The organism is Streptomyces lacaronensis (genome assembly GCF_047337785.1).
Lineage (GTDB): Bacteria > Actinomycetota > Actinomycetes > Streptomycetales > Streptomycetaceae > Streptomyces > Streptomyces lycopersici.
In genome coordinates, this window is sequence record NZ_JBLHDK010000003.1 from 2,015,670 (window position 1) to 2,036,271 (window position 20,602).

Sequence of the window (20,602 nt, forward strand, 5' to 3'; positions counted from 1 at the left end):
GCCGGTGTTCAGCCGGTCCAGGACCATTCGGCGACCTCGGGCATATCGGTGCCGTGCTCACGGATCCAGGCCTGGTGGCGGGTGCGGGCGTCCTGCATCCGCTGCCGTACGGCCGTGGCGCGCACCGCGAGCCCGGGGGTCCGGTCGATGACGTCCATCACCAGCCGGTAGCGGTCCAGGTCGTTGCGGACCACCATGTCGAACGGCGTGGTGGTGGTGCCCATCTCCTTGTAGCCGCGCACATGGAGGTTGGGGTGGACGGCACGGCGGTAGGACAGCCGGTGCACCAGCCACGGATAGCCGTGATAGGCGAAGATGACCGGCCGGTCGCGGGTGAACAGGGCGTCGAACTCGTGGTCCGTCATCCCGTGCGGATGCTCCTCCTTCGGCAGCAGCCGGGTCATGTCGACGACGTTGACCACTCGCACGGCCACATCGGGCAGATGGCGGCGGAGGATCCCGGCGGCCGCGATGACCTCCTGGGTGGGCACATCGCCCGCGGCGGCCAGCACCACGTCCGGCTCCCCCGCGCCGTTCTCGGTACCGGCCCAGTCCCAGGTCCCGGCGCCGCGGGCGCAGTGGGCGCGCGCCTGGTCGAGATCGAGCCAGTCGAAGCAGGGCTGTTTGCCCGCGACGACCACGTTCACGTAGTCGCGGCTGCGCAGGACGTGGTCGGCCACGCTGAGCAGGGTGTTGGCGTCCGGCGGCAGATAGACGCGCACCACCTCCGGGCTCTTGTTGAGCACATGGTCGACGAAGCCGGGGTCCTGGTGCGAGAAGCCGTTGTGGTCCTGGCGCCAGACATGGGAGGTCAGCAGGTAGTTGAGGGAGGCCACCGGGCGCCGCCAGGGCAGTGAGCGGGACACCTTCAGCCATTTGATGTGCTGGTTGACCATGGAGTCCACGATGTGCACGAACGCCTCGTAGCAGGAGAAGAGACCGTGCCGCCCGGTCAGCAGATAGCCCTCCAGCCAGCCCTGACAGAGGTGCTCGGAGAGAATCTCCATGACCCGGCCGCCGCGGCCGAGGTGCTCATCGGTGGGCAGGATGGACTCCTGCCACGCCTTGCCGGTGGCGCGGTAGAGGGCCTCCAGCCGGTTGGAGGCGGTCTCGTCGGGGCCGACCACCCTGAAGTCGCGGCGGTCGGCCGTGTCCTCCATGACCTTCTCCAGCAGCCCGCCGAGGACCCGGGTCGGCTCGTGCAGGGTCGCGCCGGGCTTGTCCACGGGGACCGCGTACCGCTCCAGGTCGGGCACGGGCAGCGAGCGCAGCAGCAGCCCGCCGTTGGCGTGCGGATTGGCGCCCAGGCGGCGATCGCCCTCCGGGACCTCGGCCAGGAGGTCCGGCCGGGGCCGTCCGTCGGCGTCGAAGAGCTCCTCGGGGCGGTACGAACGCAGCCAGCGCTCCAGCTGCCGCAGATGCTCCGGGTTCTCCCGGACGCCCGGCAGGGGGACCTGGTGGGCCCGCCAGGTGCCCTCCACCGGGACCCCGTCGACCTCCTCGGGACCGGTCCAGCCCTTGGGTGTACGGAGCACGATGACGGGCCAGCGCGGCCGCTCGGCAATGCCCTCCTCGCGGGCGGTGCGCTGGAGCAGGGCGATCCGGTCCAGCGCCTCGTCCAGGGCGTGCGCCATGGACCGGTGCACCTGAAGCGGTTCGTCCCCGGCGACGTGGATCGGCTCGTGGCCGTACCCCCGCAGCAGGTCGTCGAGTTCGGGCTCGGGCAGCCGGGCGAGCACCGTGGGGTTGGCGATCTTGTATCCGTTGAGGTGGAGGATCGGCAGCACGGCGCCGTCGTGGACCGGGTCCAGGAACTTGTTGGCGTGCCAGGAGCCGGCCAGCGGACCGGTCTCGGCCTCGCCGTCGCCGATGACGCAGGCGACCAGCAGCCCGGGGTTGTCCAGCGCTGCCCCGTAGGCGTGGGCGAGGGAGTAACCGAGCTCACCGCCCTCGTGGATCGAGCCGGGGGTCTCGGGCGCCACATGGCTGGGCACCCCGCCGGGGAAGGAGAACTGCCGGAAGAGCCGGGCCATGCCCGCCGCGTCCCGGCTGACGTCCGGGTAGACCTCGGAGTAGCTGCCGTCCAGCCAGGAGCCGGCGAGCACCGCGGGGCCGCCGTGGCCGGGGCCCCAGACGCAGATGGCGTCCAGGTCGCGGTCCTTGATGACGCGGTTGAGGTGGGTGTGCACGAGGTTGAGTCCGGGTGAGGTGCCCCAGTGGCCCAGCAGCCGGGGCTTGATGTGGTCCGGGCGCAGCGGCTCGGTCAGCAGCGGGTTGGCCAGCAGATAGATCTGGCCCGCCGCGAGGTAGTTGGCGGCGCGCCAGTGGGCGTCCAGGGCGCGGATCCGGTCGTCGGCGAGCCCGCCGCCCGGCGAGCCCGTCGTGGTCGGTGCGTCTGGCATGGACCTCTCCCTCGTGGTCTGCGGTGACGTGCCCGTCTCGTGGTGTCCAGTTGTGTACCCGCCGGTCGTGCCGCCGGTCGTGCGGCCTGCCGTTCAGTGCCGCTCCGGCACGAATTCAGTTCCGCTCCGGCACGATCACCACCGGGCAGGGCGCGTGGTGCAGGGCCGCGTGGGCGATGCGGCCGAGTTGCGGCCCGGCGGTGTGACCGTGGCCGCGGCGGGCGCCGAGAACCAGCAGATCGGCGGTGGCGGCCGCGTGGAGGAGCGCCTTGCGGGCCGTGCCCTCGACCGTCGCGAGGTACACGGTGACCTCGGGGTGTTCCCGTCGGGGGGCCCGCAGGGCGTCCTCCAGCGTCCGCTCCGCCCGTGCCCAGTGGGCACGCACCGGGTCCCCCTCCAGCAGCAGATCATCCGTCACCTCACCGGCGGGCGCGCGCCAGGCCCGTACGGCCTCCAGCGTGCGACCGGCCGCCCCGGCCTCGTGGAAGGCGAACCGGGCCGCGGCCGATGGACCGCCCGCCTCGCCGGGCTCGCCCACGCCGAGCACGATCCGGCCGAAGGCGCCGCCCCGGTTGGGCTCACCGCCCCGTACGACCGTCACCGGGCAGGTGGCGCGGGCGGCGACCGCGAGGCTCACCGAGCCGAGCAGCAGCCCGGCGAGTTCACCGCGGCCGCGGGAGCCGACGACCACGCCCGAGGCCTCCCGCCCGGCGCGCAGCAGCGCGTCCACCGGGTCCTCCGGCAGCACCTCGGCGGCGACCTTCACATCGGGCCCGCGGCGGCGGGCGCGCTCCGCGGCGGACGCGGCGATCTCCTCGTCCCTGATCTGCTCCCAGGGGCGCTCGGGGTCGGCGGCGGGCGCGATGCCCTCGTACCGCTCCCACAGCGAGGCGTGGACCAGCCGCAGCGGCACCGCGTGCCGGGCCGCGGCGTCCACCGCCCAGTCCACCGCCTGGAGGCTGTGGTGCGAGCCGTCGACGCCCACCACGAGGGGCAGCTCCACCGTTCCCACCACCTTCCGCGCGGCGATCCCGCGCTCATGCCGAACGCCCACGCGCCCCCTGTCACCACGCGCCCCCGTCCCGATGCCTTCACCCTCGTGCCCGTGCGTGATTCCACGCGAGGGGCGTTTCGGCCCTGTCAGGGGTCGTTCGGCCCAGGGCACCCGTTCGGGCCGAACGGTCCCGAGCGCACCCCGGGCAGCCCAAGAAGGGGGCCGGAGCGCCGTCCCACGCTGGGAGCGGACCGGGGAGGCATGAATGAAGCACCGCAAGATCGGCAATGTGATGACCGACGACGTCGTCCGGGTGAGCTCCAAGACGTCGTTCGACGAGGTCGGTGCGCTGCTCTCCCGGCACCGCTTCAGCGGGCTGCCCGTGGTGGACGAGGACGACAAGGTGATCGGCATGATCACCGGGACCGACCTCAGCGAGCCCGCCCGGACGGCCGGAGAGCTGATGTCGCGCCCCGCGGTCACCGTGCGCCCCCAGGACAGCATCGTGGACGCGGCCCGCGCGATGGACCGCCATCGCGTCGAGCGGCTGCCCGTCGTCGACGAGGAGGACCGGTTGATCGGCATCGTCACCCGCCGGGACCTGCTGCGGGTCTTCCTCCGCCCGGACGACGAGATCCGCGCCGAGGTAATCGACGAGGTGCTGGTCCGGTCGCTGTGGCTCGGCCCGCAGTCCGTCACGGTCACCGTGACCGACGGGGTCGTACGGCTGGAGGGGCGGCTGGACCGGCACAGCGAGATCCCCATCGCTGTCCGGATGACCGGGCAGGTGGACGGCGTGGTGGCCGTGGTCGACCGGCTCAGCTACCGGGTCGACGACTCCACGGGCCGGGGAGGTGCGCGGCGATGACCCGCCCGGCCGGCAAGCCGCTGCGGGACGGCCGGGTGGTGGTGGGCCTGGATGGCTCCGACAGCGCCTGGGCCGCGCTGGACCGGGCGGTCGCCGAGGCGCGGCGGCGTGACGCCACGCTGGAGATCGTGCACGCCTGGCCCTGGGCCCGGACCGACCCGCTGGCCTTCGACCCGGACAGCGAGCCGCGGCGGCCCGCGGTGGAGATCGCCAGGACCGTGCTGCGGCTGGCCATGTCGCGGGCCCAGGAGCAGGATCCGCAGCTGCGGATCGTGCCCACCCTGACGGCCCAGGACGCGGTGCCCGAGCTGCTGAGGATCGGCGAGGACGCCTCGCTGATCGTCATCGGCACCCGAGGGCTCGGCGGTTTCACCGGGCTGCTGCTCGGCTCGGTCGGGCTGCGGCTGGCCGCCCACACCCGGCGCCCGCTGCTGGTGGTGCGCGGCGGGTCCACGGGGGCCTACGGGCCCGAGGGCCACGGCAAGGTGCTGGTCGGGGTGGAGAGCGGCGCGGACGCGGCGGCGGCCCGCTTCGCCTTCGAGGAGACCGCCCGGCGCCGGGCCCGGCTGCGGGTGCTCTACGCCTGGCCGAAGCCGAGGGTCTTCGCGGGCGATCACGCCCTGCCCGCACGCGAGGTGGTGGCGCTGCGCGCCGAGCGGGAGCAGACGGTGGCGCACGGGATGGTGGCCGGGCTGCGCGAGGAGTTCGGGCACGTCCGGGTGCGGGAGCACACCACCCACAGCGCCCCCGCACAGGCCCTGGTGGAGGCGTCGCGGGCGGCGGACGTCCTGGTGCTGGCCGTCCACCGGCGGACGCCCCGGCTCGGCATGCAGCTCGGTCCCGTCACCCATGCGGCACTGCACCATGCGCACTGCCCGGTGGTACTGGTACCGGTCGAGTAGACACCGATCGGTTGTAGACACCGATCGGTTGTAGAGCGCGGGTTTCGTTTCGCGCCTTCGGCGCCTTTGAGCAGCGGGGCAGGGGGCGGGGGCTCGGGTCTCGCCACCGGCCGCCGGGCCGGTGGGGGCGGGACCGGTGGCGGCTTCGGGACTCGGTGGCCGAAGCTCCTCCGGACCGCGGGCGGCGGGTCCGGTACCCCCTCGCGAAAAACGCTTGATCTGGCGCAACTGTTTCATGAAGCGATGTTCAGGGGCGCCGGGTCGAACCCGGGCGGCGGAAAGGGCCGTAAGACCTGGTCCCCGGGGCCTCCCCGGGACCGGTCGGCCCTGTCGGCGGCGGCCCGGTCATGGTCCGCTGGAGATGGCACCGGGGGCAACCGGCAGACGCGGAGAAGCGGAGATCCCACTACCGCGCACCGCGCAATCAGGGCCCGCGAGAAGTGGGCGCCCCCGGCGCCATGAGCGGTCCGCACGCCCCGGGGGTTGAACCGAGGTGCCGAGTGGGCCCGCCGGGAAGGAGACAGCGATGGCGCGCCCCGTCACCGTCGGACTGGACGGTTCCGACGAGAGTCTGGCCGCCGCCGGCTGGGCGGCCCATGAGGCCCGTTCGCGCGGTGCGCCACTTCGGCTGGTGAACGCGTGGCCTGGGCCCGAGCAGAAGGATCTGACCCCGGGCCGGGAGGCCGCCTGGCAGTACTGGTCCGAGCGCGCCCTGCGCTCGGCACACGCCGAGCTGGACGCCGACCACCCGGAGACGACGATCCTCACCGCTCAGATCTCCGGTCTGCCCGCGCCCGTCCTGCTGGCCGAGGCGGAGCAGGCCCAGCTGCTGGTGGTGGGGTCCCGCTCGATCGGCGTGGTCGCGGGCTTCTTCCTCGGCTCGGTGGGCCTGGAGCTCGCCGCGCGCTCCATGATCCCCGTGGTCCTGGTGCGGGCGGACGGGCACGAGGAGCGGCACGGCGATGTGGTGGTCGGCGTGGAGCCGCGCGAGCCGTGCGACGACATCCTGGAGTTCGCCTTCGACGCCGCCGCCCGGCGCGACGGTGTGCTGCGGGCCGTCTACGCCGACCGGGTCCCCGCCATCCGGGGCGACGCCCCCTGGGTGGTGGACGTGGGGCTGAGCGACGCGCGCAAGGAGGCGGAGCTCGCGCTGGGCGAGGTGCTGGCGCCGTGGCGGGACAAGCACCCCGAGGTGCGGGTCTTCGAGGAGGTCGCGTCGGACAGCCCGGCCCGGCGGCTGGTGGCCGCGGCGGCGGGTACGACGCTGATGGTCGTGGGCCGCGGTCCGCGCCGGGTGGGGTTCGGCCCCCGGCTGGGGCCGGTCACCCAGGCCGTGGCGCACCACGCCGCCTGCCCGGTCGCGGTCGTGCCCCAGCGATGAGCCCCCGCCCCGTGACGTGACGAGGCGCCCAAGGCGACTCAAGACAATCGGAGGAAACCGGAGGAAAGGGAAACGGCCATGAAAGCACTCGTCTTCCACGGGCCGGAGCGGTCCTCCTGGCAGCAGGTGCCCGACCCCGAACTCGAGGCCGCCACCGACGCGATCGTCCGGATCGACACCACGACCATCTGCGGCACCGATCTGCATATCCTCCGCGGCGAGATGCCGGACGTCGAGCCCGGCCGGGTGCTCGGTCACGAGGGGGTCGGCGAGGTCGTCGAGACCGGTGCCGACGTCCGCGGGATCCGTCCCGGCGACCGGGTGCTGATCTCCTGCATCTCGGCCTGCGGCCACTGCCGCTTCTGCCGGGAGCGCGGCTACGGGCAGTGCCGTGGCGGCGGAGGCTGGGTCCTGGGCCGTACGGTCGACGGCACCCAGGCCGAGTATGTGCGGGTGCCGTTCGCCGACCTGTCCACGCATCCGCTGACGGGGTCGGCCGAGGGCCATGACGCCGTGCTGCTGGCGGATGTCTTCCCCACCGCGTACGAGGTGGGCGTCCTCAACGGCCGGGTGGGGCCGGGCGATACGGTCGTCGTGGTGGGCGCCGGGCCCGTCGGGCTGGCCTCCATCGCCACGGCGCAGTTCTTCTCCCCCGGCCGGACCATCGCCGTCGATCCGGACACGGCCCGGCTGGACGCCGCCAAGCGGGTCGGCGCCGACGCGGTGGCGGACTCCGCCGAGGACCCGGAGCGGCTGGTCGACGATCTCACCGAGGGGCTCGGCGCCGATGTGGTGATCGAGGCCGTGGGGAGCCCGCGGTCCTTCGAGACCTGCACCCGGATGGTGCGGCCGGGCGGCCGGATCGCCAACGTGGGGGTGCACGCCCGGCCCGCGACGCTGCATCTCGAAGAGCTGTGGATCAAGAACGTGACGATCACCACCGGGCTGGTCGACACCTACTCGACCCCCACCCTGCTCTCCCTGCTGTGCGCCGGGCGGCTGCCCACGTCCACGCTGATCACCCATCTGTTCGAGCTGGACCAGATGGAGGAGGCCTACGACATCTTCGCCCACGCCGCCGACACCGGCGCGATCAAGATCGCGCTCGGCGAGGCCGCCCGTCCGCTGGTGGCCCGGGGGACGTGAGCGGGAGGCGATGCGCATGGGAGCACCCATCACCGTCGGGGTCGACGGTTTCGCCGAGAGCCCGCCGGCCGCGCACTGGGCGGCGCGCGAGGCGGTGCTGCGCGATCTGCGGCTGCGTCTGATCCACGTCTGGAACCCGCCGTCGCCCCCGGCCCCGGCCCTCCCCCACGAGGACGACCAGAGCTACTGGTCGCAGCGGTTGCTGACCGACCTGGTGGACGAGTTGCGCGACACCCACCCGGGGCTGCGGGTCTCGGCCGAGCTGGTGCCGCGCGAGACCGTACCCGCCCTGCTGGACGCGGCCCGGGACGCCGAGATGCTGGTACTGGGCTCGCGCGGCCGCGGCACCCCCGGCGGCTTCGTCCTCGGATCGACCGGCCGCCAGATCCTCGCGCACGGGGTACACCCGGTGATCATGGTGCACGCCGACGACCAGCCGCTGACCGCCGATGTGGCCGTCGGAGTGTCCCTGCGACGGCCGAACGAGGAGGCGCTGCGGTTCGCCTTCGACGCCTCCGCCCGGCGCGGCGGTGTGCTGCGGGCCGTGCACGCGGGCACGAACGGGCCGGGGGTCGAGGAGGCAGCGGGGGACGAGGAGGAGCCGGGGGCGGAGGGCGCGCTGGACGCGGCGCTGCGCCCCTGGCGGGAGCAGTACCCCGGGGTGCCGGTGGCGGAGGCCTTCACCGCGGAGCGCCCGGCGCTCGGCGTGGTGCACACCGCGCCGGGCTCGGGGCTGCTCGTGCTGGGCCGCGACGAGACGGAGCCGGGCCCCGTCCCCCACCTGGGCTCGGTGATCCACGCGGCGGTGCACCACGCGCCGTGCCCGGTGGCGGTCGTCCCGCGCGGCTGATGCCCGGAGGGAGACGAGTGATGCCCGGAGGGAAACGGGCGATGTCCGGAGGGAGGCGAAGGTGACGTGTCGGAGGCGATGACCACCGACCTCTACGAGGTGACGATGGCCCTGTCGTATGTGCGCGAGGGCATGACCGCCCCGGCCACCTTCGACCTCTACGTCCGCGATCTGCCGCCCGAGCGGGGCTTTCTGGTGGCCGCGGGCCTGGAACCGGCGCTGGACTTCCTGTCCGGCTTCCGCGTGGAGCCCGAGGACGTGGCGGCGTACGCCGCGGCGATGTGCCGTCCGTACGAGGACGTGGAACCGCTGCTGGGGCTCGGCTTCGACGGCGGGGTGCGGGCGGTGCCCGAGGGGCGGATCGTCCTCGCCGGGGAGCCGCTGCTGGAGCTGACCGCGCCGCTGCCGCAGGCCCAGCTGGTCGAGACGTATCTGCTGGGGCAGCTGAGCCACCAGACCACCATCGCCTCCAAGGCGGCGCGGTGTGTGGTCGCCGCGGAGGGGCGCCCGGTGGTGGACTTCTCGCTGCGCCGCACCCACGGCCCCTGGTCCGGGCTCCAGTCGGCGCGGCTGGCCGCGATGACCGGCTTCACGGCGACCAGCAACGTGGCGGCGGCCGCGGCCTACGGGATCGAGGCCACCGGGACGATGGCGCACTCGTACATCGAGGCGTTCCCGGACGAGGAGACCGCGTTCCGCGCGTTCGCCCGTACCCACCCCGGCCCGGTCACCTTCCTGGTGGACACCTATGACACGGCGACCGGCGTGGCCACCGCGGCGCGGGTGCTGCGCGAGCTGGACCCCGGGCCCCTCGGCGCGATCCGGCTGGACAGCGGCGACCTCGGCGAAGAGGCGGTGCGGGCCCGGGAGATCCTCGACGCGGCGGGGCTGCCGGAGGCCCGGATCGTGGCGAGCGGCGGGCTCGACGAGTACGCCATCGAGGAACTGATCCACTCGGGCGCGCCGATAGATGTCTACGCCGTGGGCACCCGGATGGGGGTGTCGGCCGACGCCGCCTCCCTCGACACCGCGTACAAGCTGGTCGCCTACGACGGGCGGCCGGTGATGAAACTGTCCTCGGCCAAAGCCACGGCCCCGGGCGGCAAGCAGGTGTGGCGGCGCCCCGGCTTCGCCGATGTGATCGGCGAGCGCGAGGAGCTTCCGCCCCACGGCGGCGCGCCGCTGCTGGAGACCGTGATGCGGGAGGGCGTACGGACCGCGGCCCCCGACACCCTCGACCGCGCCCGGCGGAGGTTCGACACCGATCTCGCGGGGCTGCCGCCGCACGCCCGGCGGATCCGCCACCCGGTCCCGCCCCGGCCCTCCACCTCCGCCGGGCTGGCCCGGCTGGCGGGTCAGGTGCGCCGCCGGATCGAGGTCCGGTCGGCGGCCGGCGCCGCGAGGCGGGCGGAAGACAGGCAGCGTGACGAAGGAGGATGCCGTGCCCCGGAGTGCGCACATCGTGAGTGATGTGATGACCCATACCGTCGTCGCCGTCGGCCGCGAAGCGCCGTTCAAGGAGATCGTCAGAACCCTGGAGCAGTGGAGGGTGAGCGCCCTGCCGGTGCTGGAGGGCGAGGGCCGGGTCATCGGCGTGGTCTCCGAGGCGGATCTGCTGCCCAAGGAGGAGTTCCGCGACAGCGATCCCGCGCGGGTGGCGCAGCTGCGTGACCTCCCCGGCGTCGCCAAGGCGGGCGCGGTGACGGCCGATGAGCTGATGACGTCCCCCGCCATCACCGTCCGCGCGGGCGCCACCCTCGCCGAGGCCGCGCGGATCATGACACACAAGCGGGTCAAGCGGCTCCCTGTGGTGGACGAGGAGGGGAGACTTGAGGGCATCGTCAGCCGCGCCGACCTGCTGAAGGTGTTCCTGCGGCCGGACGAGGACATCGAGGACGAGGTGCGCCGCGAAGTGGTGACCCATCTCTTCCCGGCCCAGGGCGAAACCGTCCGGGTGAGCGTGAACGAGGGCGTGGTCACCCTGACCGGACGGGTCAAGGAAGCCGTCCTCATCCCGGCGGCGGCCCGCCTCATCCGCGCGATCGAGGGCGTGGTCGACTTCGACAACCAGCTCACGGCGGCGCCCCATACGACCCAGCGACGGTAGGCGCGCCGTCCGGCGGGCCCAGGTGCCGGGAGGCCAATGAGCACCGCGCAGGGTTCCTGACCGTCCGGGCGCGGCCATGCGTCAGCGGATGTGGCGGCTCCAGCGGGGGCCGACCTCCGCCCAGGCGCGGCCCCATTCCTGGGTGCGGGCGCGGTCCAGGCGCCAGCGCGCCACGCCGCGTCCGGCCAGCGACACCGCGCCCACGCCCGCCGCGGCGGACGTCCCGGCGAGCACCGCGCGGGTGGCGATCTGCTCGGGGGTGGGCGGCCGCTGGACCAGGCGGCCCCGGCCATCGGTCCAGACCTCGGTGGCGGTGCCCGCCTTGCTCCCCTCGTGGACCCGTGCCGTACCGGTGTGGACGGCGCCGTCCGGGCCGGTCCACCGGACGATCGCGCGCACCTGGCCGGTGGTGGAGCCGTCGGCGGCGGGCTGTGCGACGGGCGCGTCCTCCTTGAGCACCGCGGGCACCCGGTGCCGGTCCGCCCGCTCCTGCCGCAGTGACGCGTCCACGGCGGTGCCCGCGGCCACCCCGGCCGCCGGGCCGCCGACCGCCATCACCAGGCCGGTCACGAGCACGACCCACGCCTCGATCACATCCGAGCGGCGTCTGAGCGGATTGCGCCGCCATCGCCACATCCGCCGCCCCTGCACTTGCGTGCCCATGTCGTGACCGTCGCACGCGCGGGGAGGGCGGGACGAGGGCCGGGCAGCCCCCTTGGGGGCCCGTTCGGCCCTGGTACCGCGCTGACCTGCTGCGCCAGGATTCCCACCGGGGGCCGGGCGGACGGCGGACGAACGGTGCGAGAGCCCATGACGGAGACCGAAGCGACACGAGCGACACCGGCGACGCCCATCAGGGTGTTCGTCCTCGACGACCATGAGGTCGTCCGGCGCGGACTGCACGATCTGCTGGACGCCGAACCGGACATCGAGGTGGTCGGCGACGCCGGGACCGTGGACCACGCGATGGCCCGGGGCCCGGCGCTGCGGCCCGACGTGGCCATCCTGGACGTACGGCTGCCGGACGGGGACGGCATCACGGTCTGCCGTGAGCTGCGGTCCCGTATGCCGGGTCTGGCCTGTCTGATGCTGACCTCGTTCGACGACGACGATGCCCTGCTGGACGCGATCATGGCCGGGGCGGCGGGCTATGTGCTGAAGCAGATCAAGGGGTCGGACCTGGTCTCGGCGGTGCGCACCGTGGCCTCCGGCCAGTCGATGCTGGACCCGGCCACCACCGCCCGGCTGATGAGCACCCTGCGGGGCGACACCGCCCCGCAGGAGCCCAGGGACGAGGTGCTGGCCGGGCTGTCCCCGCGAGAGCGGGAGATCCTCGTGCTGATCGGGGACGGGCTCACCAACCGGCAGATCGGCAAGCGGCTCTTCCTGTCCGAGAAGACGGTCAAGAACCACATCTCCCGGCTGCTGGCCAAGCTGGGTGTGGAGCGCCGCATCCAGGCGGCGGTGCTGGCGACCCACTCGTCCCCGCGCCCCGACGACGGCCATCCGGGATGACGCCGAATGGCCCGGGATGGCCCGGGGCCGGGGCCGTACGGCCCTGCCCGTACCGCTGACGGCTCGACCACCCTGATGGACGGCCCACCACCACTGACGGCCCACCGGCGAGGAGAGGACCCCATGCAGCCCGCAACGCTCGACGCGGCGATCCTGGAGAAGCTCATCTCCGCGGCCGTGGCCGCTCCCTCCATCCACAACACCCAGCCCTGGCGCTACCGGCTGAACCCCGACACCGTCACCCTGGAGGTCCGGGCCGCCCCCGAGCGGGCGCTGCGGTACGCCGATCCGATGGGCCGGGCGCTGAGTGTCTCCGCCGGGGCCGCCGTGTTCAACCTGCGGGTCGCCGTGGCCCACTTCGGCTGGGACCCGGTGGTCCGGCTGCTGCCGTTCCGGTCGCAGCCCGATCTGCTGGCCACGGTGCGCCTGGCCGCGTCGCCCACCGACCGCACCGGGCGCCATGACGACGGGCGTGACGACCTGTACGACGTCATCTGGCGGCGGCACAGCAGCCGCTCCCCGTACTCCGCGCGCCGGCTGCCCGCACGGGTGCTGTGCGACCTGACGGAGGCGGCGCGCGCGAACGGGGCCACGCTGTGGCTGGCGGACCCCGAGGAGACCGCATGGCTGCTGCGGCTGACCGCCGAGGCGGAGCGGCGCGTCTCCGGGGACCCGCGCCGGCCCGCCGAGAGCCGTACCTGGATCCGCGACACCGGGCCGTACGGAATCCCCCCGAACGCCCTCGGCCCACGGGACGCCACCGGACGGCTGCCGATGCGTGACTACCTCGGCCCGCGGCCCGACGGCCGCCGGGGCGACGATCGGCCCGCCGCCGCCCCGTTCGAGCCCCACCCGACCATCGCCGTGCTGACCACGGACCAGGACCGGCGCACCGACTGGCTGCGGGCCGGGCAGGCGCTGGAACACGTACTGCTGCTGGCGACCTCGCACGCGGTCCGGGCGTCCCTGCTGCACCAGGCGCTGGAGTGGTCCGATCTGCGGTGGTCGCTGAGCGACACCCGTCCGGCGCCCGGCCATGTGCAGATGCTGATCCGGCTGGGTTACGGGTCGGTGGGCCCGGCCACGCCGCGCAGCGGAGCGGCCGAGGCGCTGGACAGGCACCGCTGACCCACCACGGGCCGGCGTTCGTCGCCGTACCACGCGACCGCCGCCCGCCATGGCCCGGCCACCGCCTGCCGCCACGCCACGCCGCGCCGCGCCACGAGCCACCGCCTACCGCCACGCCACGCCACGAGCCACCGCCTACCGCCGCGCCACAAGCAACCGCCGACCGCCACGCCACGGGCCACCCCCATCTCACCGCGCCCCGGCCGGCGCCCATCGCCGCGGCCCGGCCACCGCCTACCGCTCCGGCAGCGGTACGCCCCACACCAGGCGGGTGCCGCCGCCCGGCGGCTCGCCGAGTTCCAGCTCACCGCCGAGCTTCTCGGCGCGCTCGGCCATGTTCCGCAGTCCGCTGCGGCGGCCGCCCTCGGGGATGCCCACCCCGTCGTCCGTGACCGTGAGGGTCAGCCGCCCGGACGCCACGATCAGGGAGATCTCGGCGGCGTCGGCCTCCGCGTGCCGGGCGATGTTCGACAGCGCCTCGGCCAGCACGGCGACCATGTCGTCCGCGACCGAGCGCGGCACATCGGTGTCGACCAGGCCCTCGGTGCGCAGCGAGGGGGTGAAGCCGAGCGCGGGCACGGCCTCCTCGATGGTCTTCGCGGTACGGACCCGCAGCCCCTGGACGGCGGGGCCCGCCTCGTGCGAGCGCAGCCCGAAGATCGTCGAGCGGATGATCTTGATGGTGTCGTCCAGGTCGTCCACCACCCGCAGCAGCCGTTCGGAGCCCTCCGGGTGCTGGACGAACCGCAGGGTGGACTGCAGCGTCATCCCGGCGGCGAAGAGCCGCTGGATGGCCAGGTCGTGCAGATCGCGGGCGATCCGGTCGCGGTCCTCGAGGAGGGCGAGTTGCTCGGCGTCGCGCCGCCGCTCGGCCAGTTTCATCGCGATCGCCGCCTGGCCCGCGAAGCCCAGCAGGGTATCGGTCTCGATCTGGGTGAAGACGGGGCTGTCCGCCACCCGGGCCAGCGAGAGCACCCCGCCCACCCCGTCCCTCGTCCGCATCGGCACCGCGACGGCCGGGCCGAGCCCGTCCCAGCGCTGCGGGCCGACCGTGATCCGCGGGTCGTTCTGGACATCGGTGCTGGTGACCGGCTCGGAGGCGGTGAAGGCCGCGCCGCCGAAGGTGCCCCGGCGGGGCAGCACAAGACCGCGGTGCGCCTCGGCGTCGGTGCCCGCCGCCAGTGCGACCTGAAGCTCGTCGGTGCCGGCCACCGGCAGCATCAGCACGCCGAGGTCGGCGGAGAGGATCCGGCGGGCGTGCTCGACGATCAGCTCCAGGACCCTGGTCTCGTCCACTCCGGACAGCAGGCTGCGGGTGACCTCGGCGTTCGCCTCCAGCCAGCGCTGGCGGTGCTGGGCCTCCTCGTACAGCCGGGCGTTCTCGATGGCCACCCCGGCGGCCACGGCGAGGGTGGACAGCACCATCTCGTCCTGGCCGTCGAACTCCTTACCGCCGCGCTTCTCGGTGAGGTAGAGGTTGCCGAAGACCTCGTCACGAACCCGGATGGGCACTCCGAGGAAGGAGCGCATGGGCGGGTGGTTCGGCGGAAAGCCGTAGGAGGCCGGGTGCTCCGAGAGCTCGGCCAGCCGCAGCGGCCTGGGGTGGCGGATCAGCTCGCCGAGCAGCCCGTGGCCCGACGGCAGCCGCCCGATCGCCTCGGCCCGCTCCTTGCCGACGCCCACCGGCAGGAACTCGGCCAGTCGCTGGTCCTCGCCGATGACGCCCAGCGCCCCGTATTCGGCGTCCACCAGCACCACCGCGGCCTCGACGATCCTCCGCAGCACATGCGAGAGATCCAGCTCCCGACCGACCGAGAGCACCGCTTCCAGCAGGCTGTGCACCCGGTCCTGGGTGCCACGCACCCCGTCGATGCGCACCTGCAGCTCTTCCAGCAGCTCGTCCAGCCGCAGCCGGGGCAGGTACTCCGTACTCCTCGCGCTCTCCATACCCACGGTGCCTCCGTCGGCCCCGCCGCGCTCGGCACGGCATTCCGCACGGCCCTCACTTCTTTCACGGTAGCCGCGCCGGGCCGACGGTGAGTACTGCGAGACATCTTGGCGCGAGGGTGCGCGTTGGCTAATGTTCGGGTCTGTTCGTTCTGGAGCGTTTCCACACCCACAGAAGGGTGGACCACCAGATGTCCCGACGCCCCCGACGTCGCCTCCCCCTCCCCCGTTTCCCCTCGCTCTCCCGGCTCCCCCGGCTCGCCGCCGTCGCCCTGGCCCTCGCGCTCGCCGTCCCCGCCGCCCCGGCGACAGCGGCGGACACCCCCGATCCCCCCGCGGATGTGTCCAAGCTGCTGGAGGACCCCGAGGTCACCGCGGTCGGACAGGAGCCCGCGCACGCCCGGCTGACCCCGTACGACGACACCGCCGAGGCCCTCGAAGGCGGCACCAAGAGCCACTGGACCGCCTCGCTCGACGGCACCTGGAAGCTCCACATGTCCGACCGCCCCGAGGAGGTGCCGAAGGACTTCTTCACCGAGGGCTACGACACCTCCAAGGGCGGCTGGCGCAGCGTGAGCGTGCCGCACACCTGGCAGACGGACGGCCTGGACCATCCGGTGTTCCGGAACATCCCCACCGAGATGTATCCGGACGACCCCCCGAAGGTCCCGCACGACGTCAATCCGACCGGTGCCTACGTCAAGACCTTCGAGCTGCCCAGGAGCTGGGAGAAACGGCGGACGTTCCTCCGCTTCGAGGGCGTCACCAGCGGTTATCTGGTGTGGGTGAACGGCTCCTACGCGGGCTATGACCAGGGCGGCTACACCCCGGCCGAGTTCGACATCGGCGACCGGCTGCACCCGGGCCGCAACACCATCGCGGTGCAGGTCCACCGCTGGGGTTCGGGGTCGCATCTGGAGGACTACGACCAGTGGCGGTTCTCGGGCATCTTCCGCTCGGTCGGGCTGTACTCCACCCCGGCCGAATATCTGCGGGACATCACCGTGAAGACCGATCTGGACGCCCAGTACCGCGACGCCCGGCTGAGCGCCGAGGTCGAGGTGGCCGCCAAGGGCCCGGAGCGCGCCTCGGACGACCGTAAGGTCCTCGGCACCCTCTACGACGAGCGCGGACGCAAGGTGACAACGATGTCGGGGACGGTGGGCGGCGGCGGTGGCTCCACCACCCTCACCGCCCAGGTCACCAACCCGGCCAAGTGGACCGATGAGACACCGCACCTCTACACCCTCGTCGTCCGGCTCACCGGCGCCGACGGCACGGTCACCCACACCACCGCACAGCCCGTGGGGTTCCGCGAGATCGAGATCAAGGACAGACAGCTCCTCGTCAACGGGAAACGCATCCTCGTCAAGGGCGTCAACCGCTCCGAGACCGACCCCGACACCGGCCGCCACGCCACCCGTGAGCGCACCGCCTCCGACGTCTCGCTGATGAAGCAGCTCAACATCAACTCCGTGCGCACCTCGCACTACCCCTCGGATCCATACCTCTACGAGCTGGCCGACGCGCGCGGTCTGTGGATCGACGACGAGGTGGACATCGAGACCCACCATCACGACGCCTGCCCGGACGACTGTCTGGCGGAACGGCCAGAGTGGCAGGCGGCGTTCATGGACCGCCTCACCGCGATGTACGAGCGGGACAAGAACCACCCCAGCGTGCTGATGTGGGACACCGGCAACGAGGCCGGACTGGGCAAGGCCCACTACGCGATGGCCGACTTCCTGGACCGCGAGGACCCGGCCCGGCCGGTCTACCACCAGCCCAACAGCCCGGACGGCGACGCCCCGTTCGCCGATGTCTGGGGCCCGCGCTACCCCTCCCCCTCGGGTCTCGAGGAGAAGGCGAAGGCCACCACCAAGCCGATCATCATGGGTGAGTACGCCCACGCCATGGGCAACTCGCTGGGCAACTTCCGGGAGTTCTGGGACGTGGTGCGGAAGTACCCCCAGGTCCAGGGCGGCTATATCTGGGACTGGGCGGAGCAGAACATCACCCAGCCACTGCTGACCACCCCCGACTCCTCCGGCAACGACATCCTCTCGTACGTCTCCGGAAAGCCCGGTCTGGTGGCGGGCCACCGCGGCAAGGCGCTGGAGCTGTCCGGTCTTGACGACTTCGTGGAGGTCTACCGCGACCCGAGGCTGGACGCGGTGTCGGACGCCCTCACCCTGGACGCCTGGGTGAAACCCGCCGACTGGACCGGCTCCTTCACCATGATCGCCAAGGGCGACCACAGCTATGCGCTCAAGATGCGCGACAAGGACACCCTGGAGTTCTTCGTCTACGGCGACGGGGACTGGCACACCGTGTCGGCCGATGTCCCAGAGGGCTGGTACGGCTCATGGCACCGCGTCTCCGCCACCTTCGACGGCCGGACGCTCCGGCTGCTCATCGACGGCAAGCAGACCGCGTCGGCCGACTGGACCGGCAGCGTGGGTTACTCCGCGCAGCCGGTGAACGTCGGCCGCAACCCGGAGACCGACCAGGAGAACATCCGCACCCGGATGGCACACGGCTCCGTCGACCAGGTCCGCGTCTACCACGAGGCGCTGAGCCCCGATCAGCTGGCCGCCGACCCCAGCGGGGACGCGGTGCTGGCACTCGACTTCGACCGGCTCGACCGTAAGGGGGACTTCCTGTCCTACGGCGCCGGAACCGGCGGGGTCGACGGGGTGGTCTCCTCCGACCGCACCGTCCAGCCGGAGGCCCGCACCATGGCGGCCGTCCACGCCCCGATCCGGATCTCGGGCGACGAGGCACGCGCGGGGCGGGTCGAAGTACGCAACGAGCGGTCCTTCACCGGCACCGGCGACCTCCGGCTGCGCTGGCGCATTACCGAGGGCGCCCGCACCCTGGCCCAGGGCAGCCGCGGCCTCGGCCTCGCCCCCGGTGAGCGGAGCACCCTCCAGCTGCCCAAGCCGCCCGCCAACCCTAGGGACGCCGACCGGCAGCTGACCGTGGAGGCGGTGCAGGCGGCGGACACGGCCTGGGCGAAGGCCGGACACCGGGTGGCGGTCGAGCAGTTCGACATCGGCGGCCGCCAACTCGCGGGCACGACACCCGCGCGGGCACCGGGGAAGGTGAAGGCCACCACCTCCGGCGACCGCCTTACGGTCACCGGCGACGGCTTCAGTTACGGCTTCGACCGGGCCAGTGGCGAGCTCGTCTCCATGAAGTCCGGTGGCCGGGAGCTGCTCGGCTCCGGCCCCGAGCTGGACGCCTGGCGTGCCCCGGTCAGCAATGAGATCGGCTCCGAGGAGGGGCCCTGGCGCGAGGCGGGCCTGGACCGGCTGCGCACGAAGCCGGGCAAGGTCACGGTGGACGAGCGCAACGGCGAGGTCGTCGTCACCGTGCCCTCCTCCGCCGCCGCGCCCGGCGTCAAGGACTCCTCGTTCGCCCAGACCCTGCGGTACACCGTCAGCGGCTCCGGGGAGCTGCGCCTCGACCACCGCGTGGAGGCCCGGGGCGCGGCGCGCAAGGTGCCCTATCTGCCCCGTATCGGGCTCTCGCTGCGCATACCCGACCGCTACGACCGGTTCAGCTGGTACGGGCGCGGGCCGCAGGAGAACTACAACGACCGTAAGGACGGCGCCCCCGTGGGGGTGTACTCCACCGACGTGGACGGGCAGTTCGCCGGATACACCAAGCCGCAGGACTACGGGAACCACGAGGACGTCCGCTGGGCCTCGCTGTCCGACGGCAGCGGCGGGCTCCTGGTGTCCGGGGACTTCTCGGCCGGGGTGACCCCCTACACCGGGATCGACCGCGCCGCCTACCCGTTCGCCCTCCGCGAGGACCCGGGAGGCAACACCCTGCACCTTGACCACGCGGTGAGCGGGGTGAGCGAGACGTTCCACACCGTGCTGCCCGAGTACCAGGTGCGGCCCGCCCAGGAGTACGCCTACACCCTGCGGCTGCGCCCGCTCACCGGCGCCGAGGCCCGCACCGGCACCCCGCGCGGCCCGGTGGTCTGCGCCCCCGAGGCGAAGCTCACCGCCGCCGACACCACGGTCCCGGCGGGCGGCTCCACCTCGGCCGAGCTGACCGTCTCCAACCCCTGTGACACCCCGCTGCGCGATGTCACGGCCGCCTTCGGCCTGGCCGAGGGGTGGACCGCCGAGCCCGGCACCTTCGACCTCGGCGATCTCGCGGCGGGCCGGACCACGACCGTACGGACCACGATCAGCCGTGGTGAGGGCAGCCCGGACGGTCCGCGGCCCGCCGTGGCCGATGTCCGCGCGACCTCGGCCGGTGGCGCGCGGGTGAGCGGCTCGGCATCGGCCGAGCTCGACGGCACGCCTCCCCCGCCACGCGGCGAGACGGCGGTGTCCACGCTCGACTTCATCACCGCGGACAACGGCTGGGGCCCGGTCGAACGCGACCGCAGCAACGGCGAGTCCGCCCCGGGCGACGGCAAGACCCTCACCATCGACGGCACGGCCCACGAGCGCGGTCTCGGCACCCACGCCGACTCCACGGTCGAGGTCTTCCTGGGCGGCAACTGCTCGACGTTCACCGCGCGGACAGGCGTGGACGACGAGGTGGGGGCCGACGGCAGCGTCGTCTTCGAGGTCTACGCCGACGGCGAGCGGGTGTACCGGGGCGAGACGGTGCGCGGCTCGGATGCGGCCGTACCGGTGGAGGCCCGGGTCGAGGGCGCGCAGCGGCTCCGGCTGCGGGTCACCGACGGCGGCGACGGCAACGCGCATGACCACGCCGACTGGGGAGCGGCCACGGTGCACTGCGGAACGCGATGACATGACATCCGGTGGGCGCGGGTCCCGGTCATTCGCCGCCGGGGCCCGCGCCCTCCGCGCCCTCCGCACTCCGGAGCAGCTCCTCCAGCCGGTCCAGGAACACCCGCTGCTTCGTCACCATCTTCCGGCGGGCCTCGTCCAGGCCGAACCAGGCGACCCGGTCGATCTCGGGGAACTCCCGCATCCGGCCGGAGCCCTTCGGCCACTCCATGGCGAATGTGCCGGGAGTGATCTCCGCCGGGTCCAGTTCGCCCTCCAGTGCCCAGGCGATGACCAGCTTGCCCCCGGTCTGGGTCACGGAGCCCAGCGGAACCGGCTCCCCGCCGGGCGGGGCCACGCCGAGTTCCTCCTGGAACTCCCGGCGCGCGGCGGCCTCCGGGGGCTCGTCCTCGTCGTACTCCCCCTTGGGCACCGTCCAGGCGCCCTCGTCCTTGGTGGCCCAGAACGGGCCTCCCATATGGGCGAGCAGAACCTCGACGGCCGGGCCCGCGCCCCGGTACAGCAGGAGTCCGGCGCTGCGCTGAGGAGTCACGGTGCCCAGTGTGCGCCCAGGCGGCCGGGGCGGGGCACCGGGCTCACCG

15 protein-coding genes are annotated in these 20,602 nt (G+C 73.4%); 10 read left to right on the forward strand and 5 right to left on the reverse strand.

Annotated elements, in window-relative coordinates; all coding sequences use genetic code 11:
• Positions 1–8 precede the first annotated feature (8 nt).
• Positions 9–2,402: a phosphoketolase family protein gene (locus tag ACMTAK_RS08785; RefSeq protein WP_413805668.1), complete on the reverse strand. Its 2,394-nt coding sequence runs from the start codon at positions 2,400–2,402 to the stop codon at positions 9–11.
• Positions 2,403–2,517: 115 nt separating this feature from the next.
• Positions 2,518–3,405, reverse strand: a complete 888-nt coding sequence (locus ACMTAK_RS08790) for a universal stress protein (protein ID WP_413805669.1) — start codon at positions 3,403–3,405, stop codon at positions 2,518–2,520.
• A 256-nt stretch (positions 3,406–3,661) separates the two neighbouring features.
• Here ACMTAK_RS08790 and ACMTAK_RS08795 point away from each other — a divergent pair, with 256 nt between their 5' ends.
• From ACMTAK_RS08795 to ACMTAK_RS08825, 7 genes are all read left to right on the forward strand, one after another.
• Complete coding sequence (locus ACMTAK_RS08795) at positions 3,662–4,264, forward strand: CBS domain-containing protein (RefSeq protein ID WP_413805670.1); 603 nt, start codon at positions 3,662–3,664, stop codon at positions 4,262–4,264.
• A complete protein-coding gene (locus tag ACMTAK_RS08800; RefSeq protein ID WP_413805671.1) occupies positions 4,261–5,166 on the forward strand; it encodes a universal stress protein in 906 nt (301 codons plus the stop codon). Before ACMTAK_RS08795 ends, ACMTAK_RS08800 begins: the two co-directional genes overlap by 4 nt.
• Positions 5,167–5,692: 526 nt before the next feature.
• Positions 5,693–6,547 (forward strand): universal stress protein, encoded by an 855-nt coding sequence (locus ACMTAK_RS08805; protein ID WP_413805672.1) that lies wholly within the window; start codon positions 5,693–5,695, stop codon positions 6,545–6,547.
• 78 nt (positions 6,548–6,625) lie between these two features.
• Positions 6,626–7,693 carry an alcohol dehydrogenase catalytic domain-containing protein gene (locus tag ACMTAK_RS08810; protein ID WP_413805673.1) on the forward strand — a complete coding sequence of 356 codons (1,068 nt, stop codon included), beginning with the start codon at positions 6,626–6,628 and terminating at the stop codon, positions 7,691–7,693.
• A gap of 16 nt (positions 7,694–7,709) precedes the next feature.
• On the forward strand, positions 7,710–8,543 hold the full coding sequence (locus tag ACMTAK_RS08815; RefSeq protein WP_413805674.1) for a universal stress protein: 834 nt from the start codon (positions 7,710–7,712) through the stop codon (positions 8,541–8,543).
• 66 nt (positions 8,544–8,609) lie between these two features.
• Positions 8,610–10,013, forward strand: coding sequence for a nicotinate phosphoribosyltransferase (locus ACMTAK_RS08820; protein ID WP_413805675.1), 1,404 nt, complete (start codon positions 8,610–8,612; stop codon positions 10,011–10,013).
• Positions 9,985–10,650 carry a CBS domain-containing protein gene (locus ACMTAK_RS08825; protein ID WP_413805676.1) on the forward strand — a complete coding sequence of 222 codons (666 nt, stop codon included), beginning with the start codon at positions 9,985–9,987 and terminating at the stop codon, positions 10,648–10,650. The genes ACMTAK_RS08820 and ACMTAK_RS08825 overlap by 29 nt, the downstream gene beginning before the upstream one ends.
• Before the next feature lie 81 nt (positions 10,651–10,731).
• Here ACMTAK_RS08825 and ACMTAK_RS08830 read toward each other — a convergent pair whose 3' ends face one another.
• Complete coding sequence (locus ACMTAK_RS08830) at positions 10,732–11,313, reverse strand: Rv1733c family protein (RefSeq protein ID WP_413805677.1); 582 nt, start codon at positions 11,311–11,313, stop codon at positions 10,732–10,734.
• A 147-nt stretch (positions 11,314–11,460) separates the two neighbouring features.
• Between ACMTAK_RS08830 and ACMTAK_RS08835 the strand changes: the two genes are divergently transcribed.
• Positions 11,461–12,165: a response regulator gene (locus tag ACMTAK_RS08835; RefSeq protein WP_413805678.1), complete on the forward strand. Its 705-nt coding sequence runs from the start codon at positions 11,461–11,463 to the stop codon at positions 12,163–12,165.
• 123 nt (positions 12,166–12,288) lie between these two features.
• A complete protein-coding gene (locus ACMTAK_RS08840) occupies positions 12,289–13,293 on the forward strand; it encodes an Acg family FMN-binding oxidoreductase (RefSeq protein ID WP_413805679.1) in 1,005 nt (334 codons plus the stop codon).
• A gap of 234 nt (positions 13,294–13,527) precedes the next feature.
• Here the strand turns inward: ACMTAK_RS08840 and ACMTAK_RS08845 are convergent, their stop codons facing one another.
• Positions 13,528–15,240: a sensor histidine kinase gene (locus tag ACMTAK_RS08845; protein ID WP_413805680.1), complete on the reverse strand. Its 1,713-nt coding sequence runs from the start codon at positions 15,238–15,240 to the stop codon at positions 13,528–13,530.
• A gap of 191 nt (positions 15,241–15,431) precedes the next feature.
• Here ACMTAK_RS08845 and ACMTAK_RS08850 point away from each other — a divergent pair, with 191 nt between their 5' ends.
• Positions 15,432–20,021 (forward strand): glycoside hydrolase family 2 TIM barrel-domain containing protein, encoded by a 4,590-nt coding sequence (locus ACMTAK_RS08850; RefSeq protein ID WP_413805681.1) that lies wholly within the window; start codon positions 15,432–15,434, stop codon positions 20,019–20,021.
• Positions 20,022–20,049: 28 nt separating this feature from the next.
• Here the strand turns inward: ACMTAK_RS08850 and ACMTAK_RS08855 are convergent, their stop codons facing one another.
• Positions 20,050–20,553 (reverse strand): NUDIX domain-containing protein, encoded by a 504-nt coding sequence (locus ACMTAK_RS08855; protein ID WP_413805682.1) that lies wholly within the window; start codon positions 20,551–20,553, stop codon positions 20,050–20,052.
• Positions 20,554–20,602 lie beyond the last annotated feature (49 nt).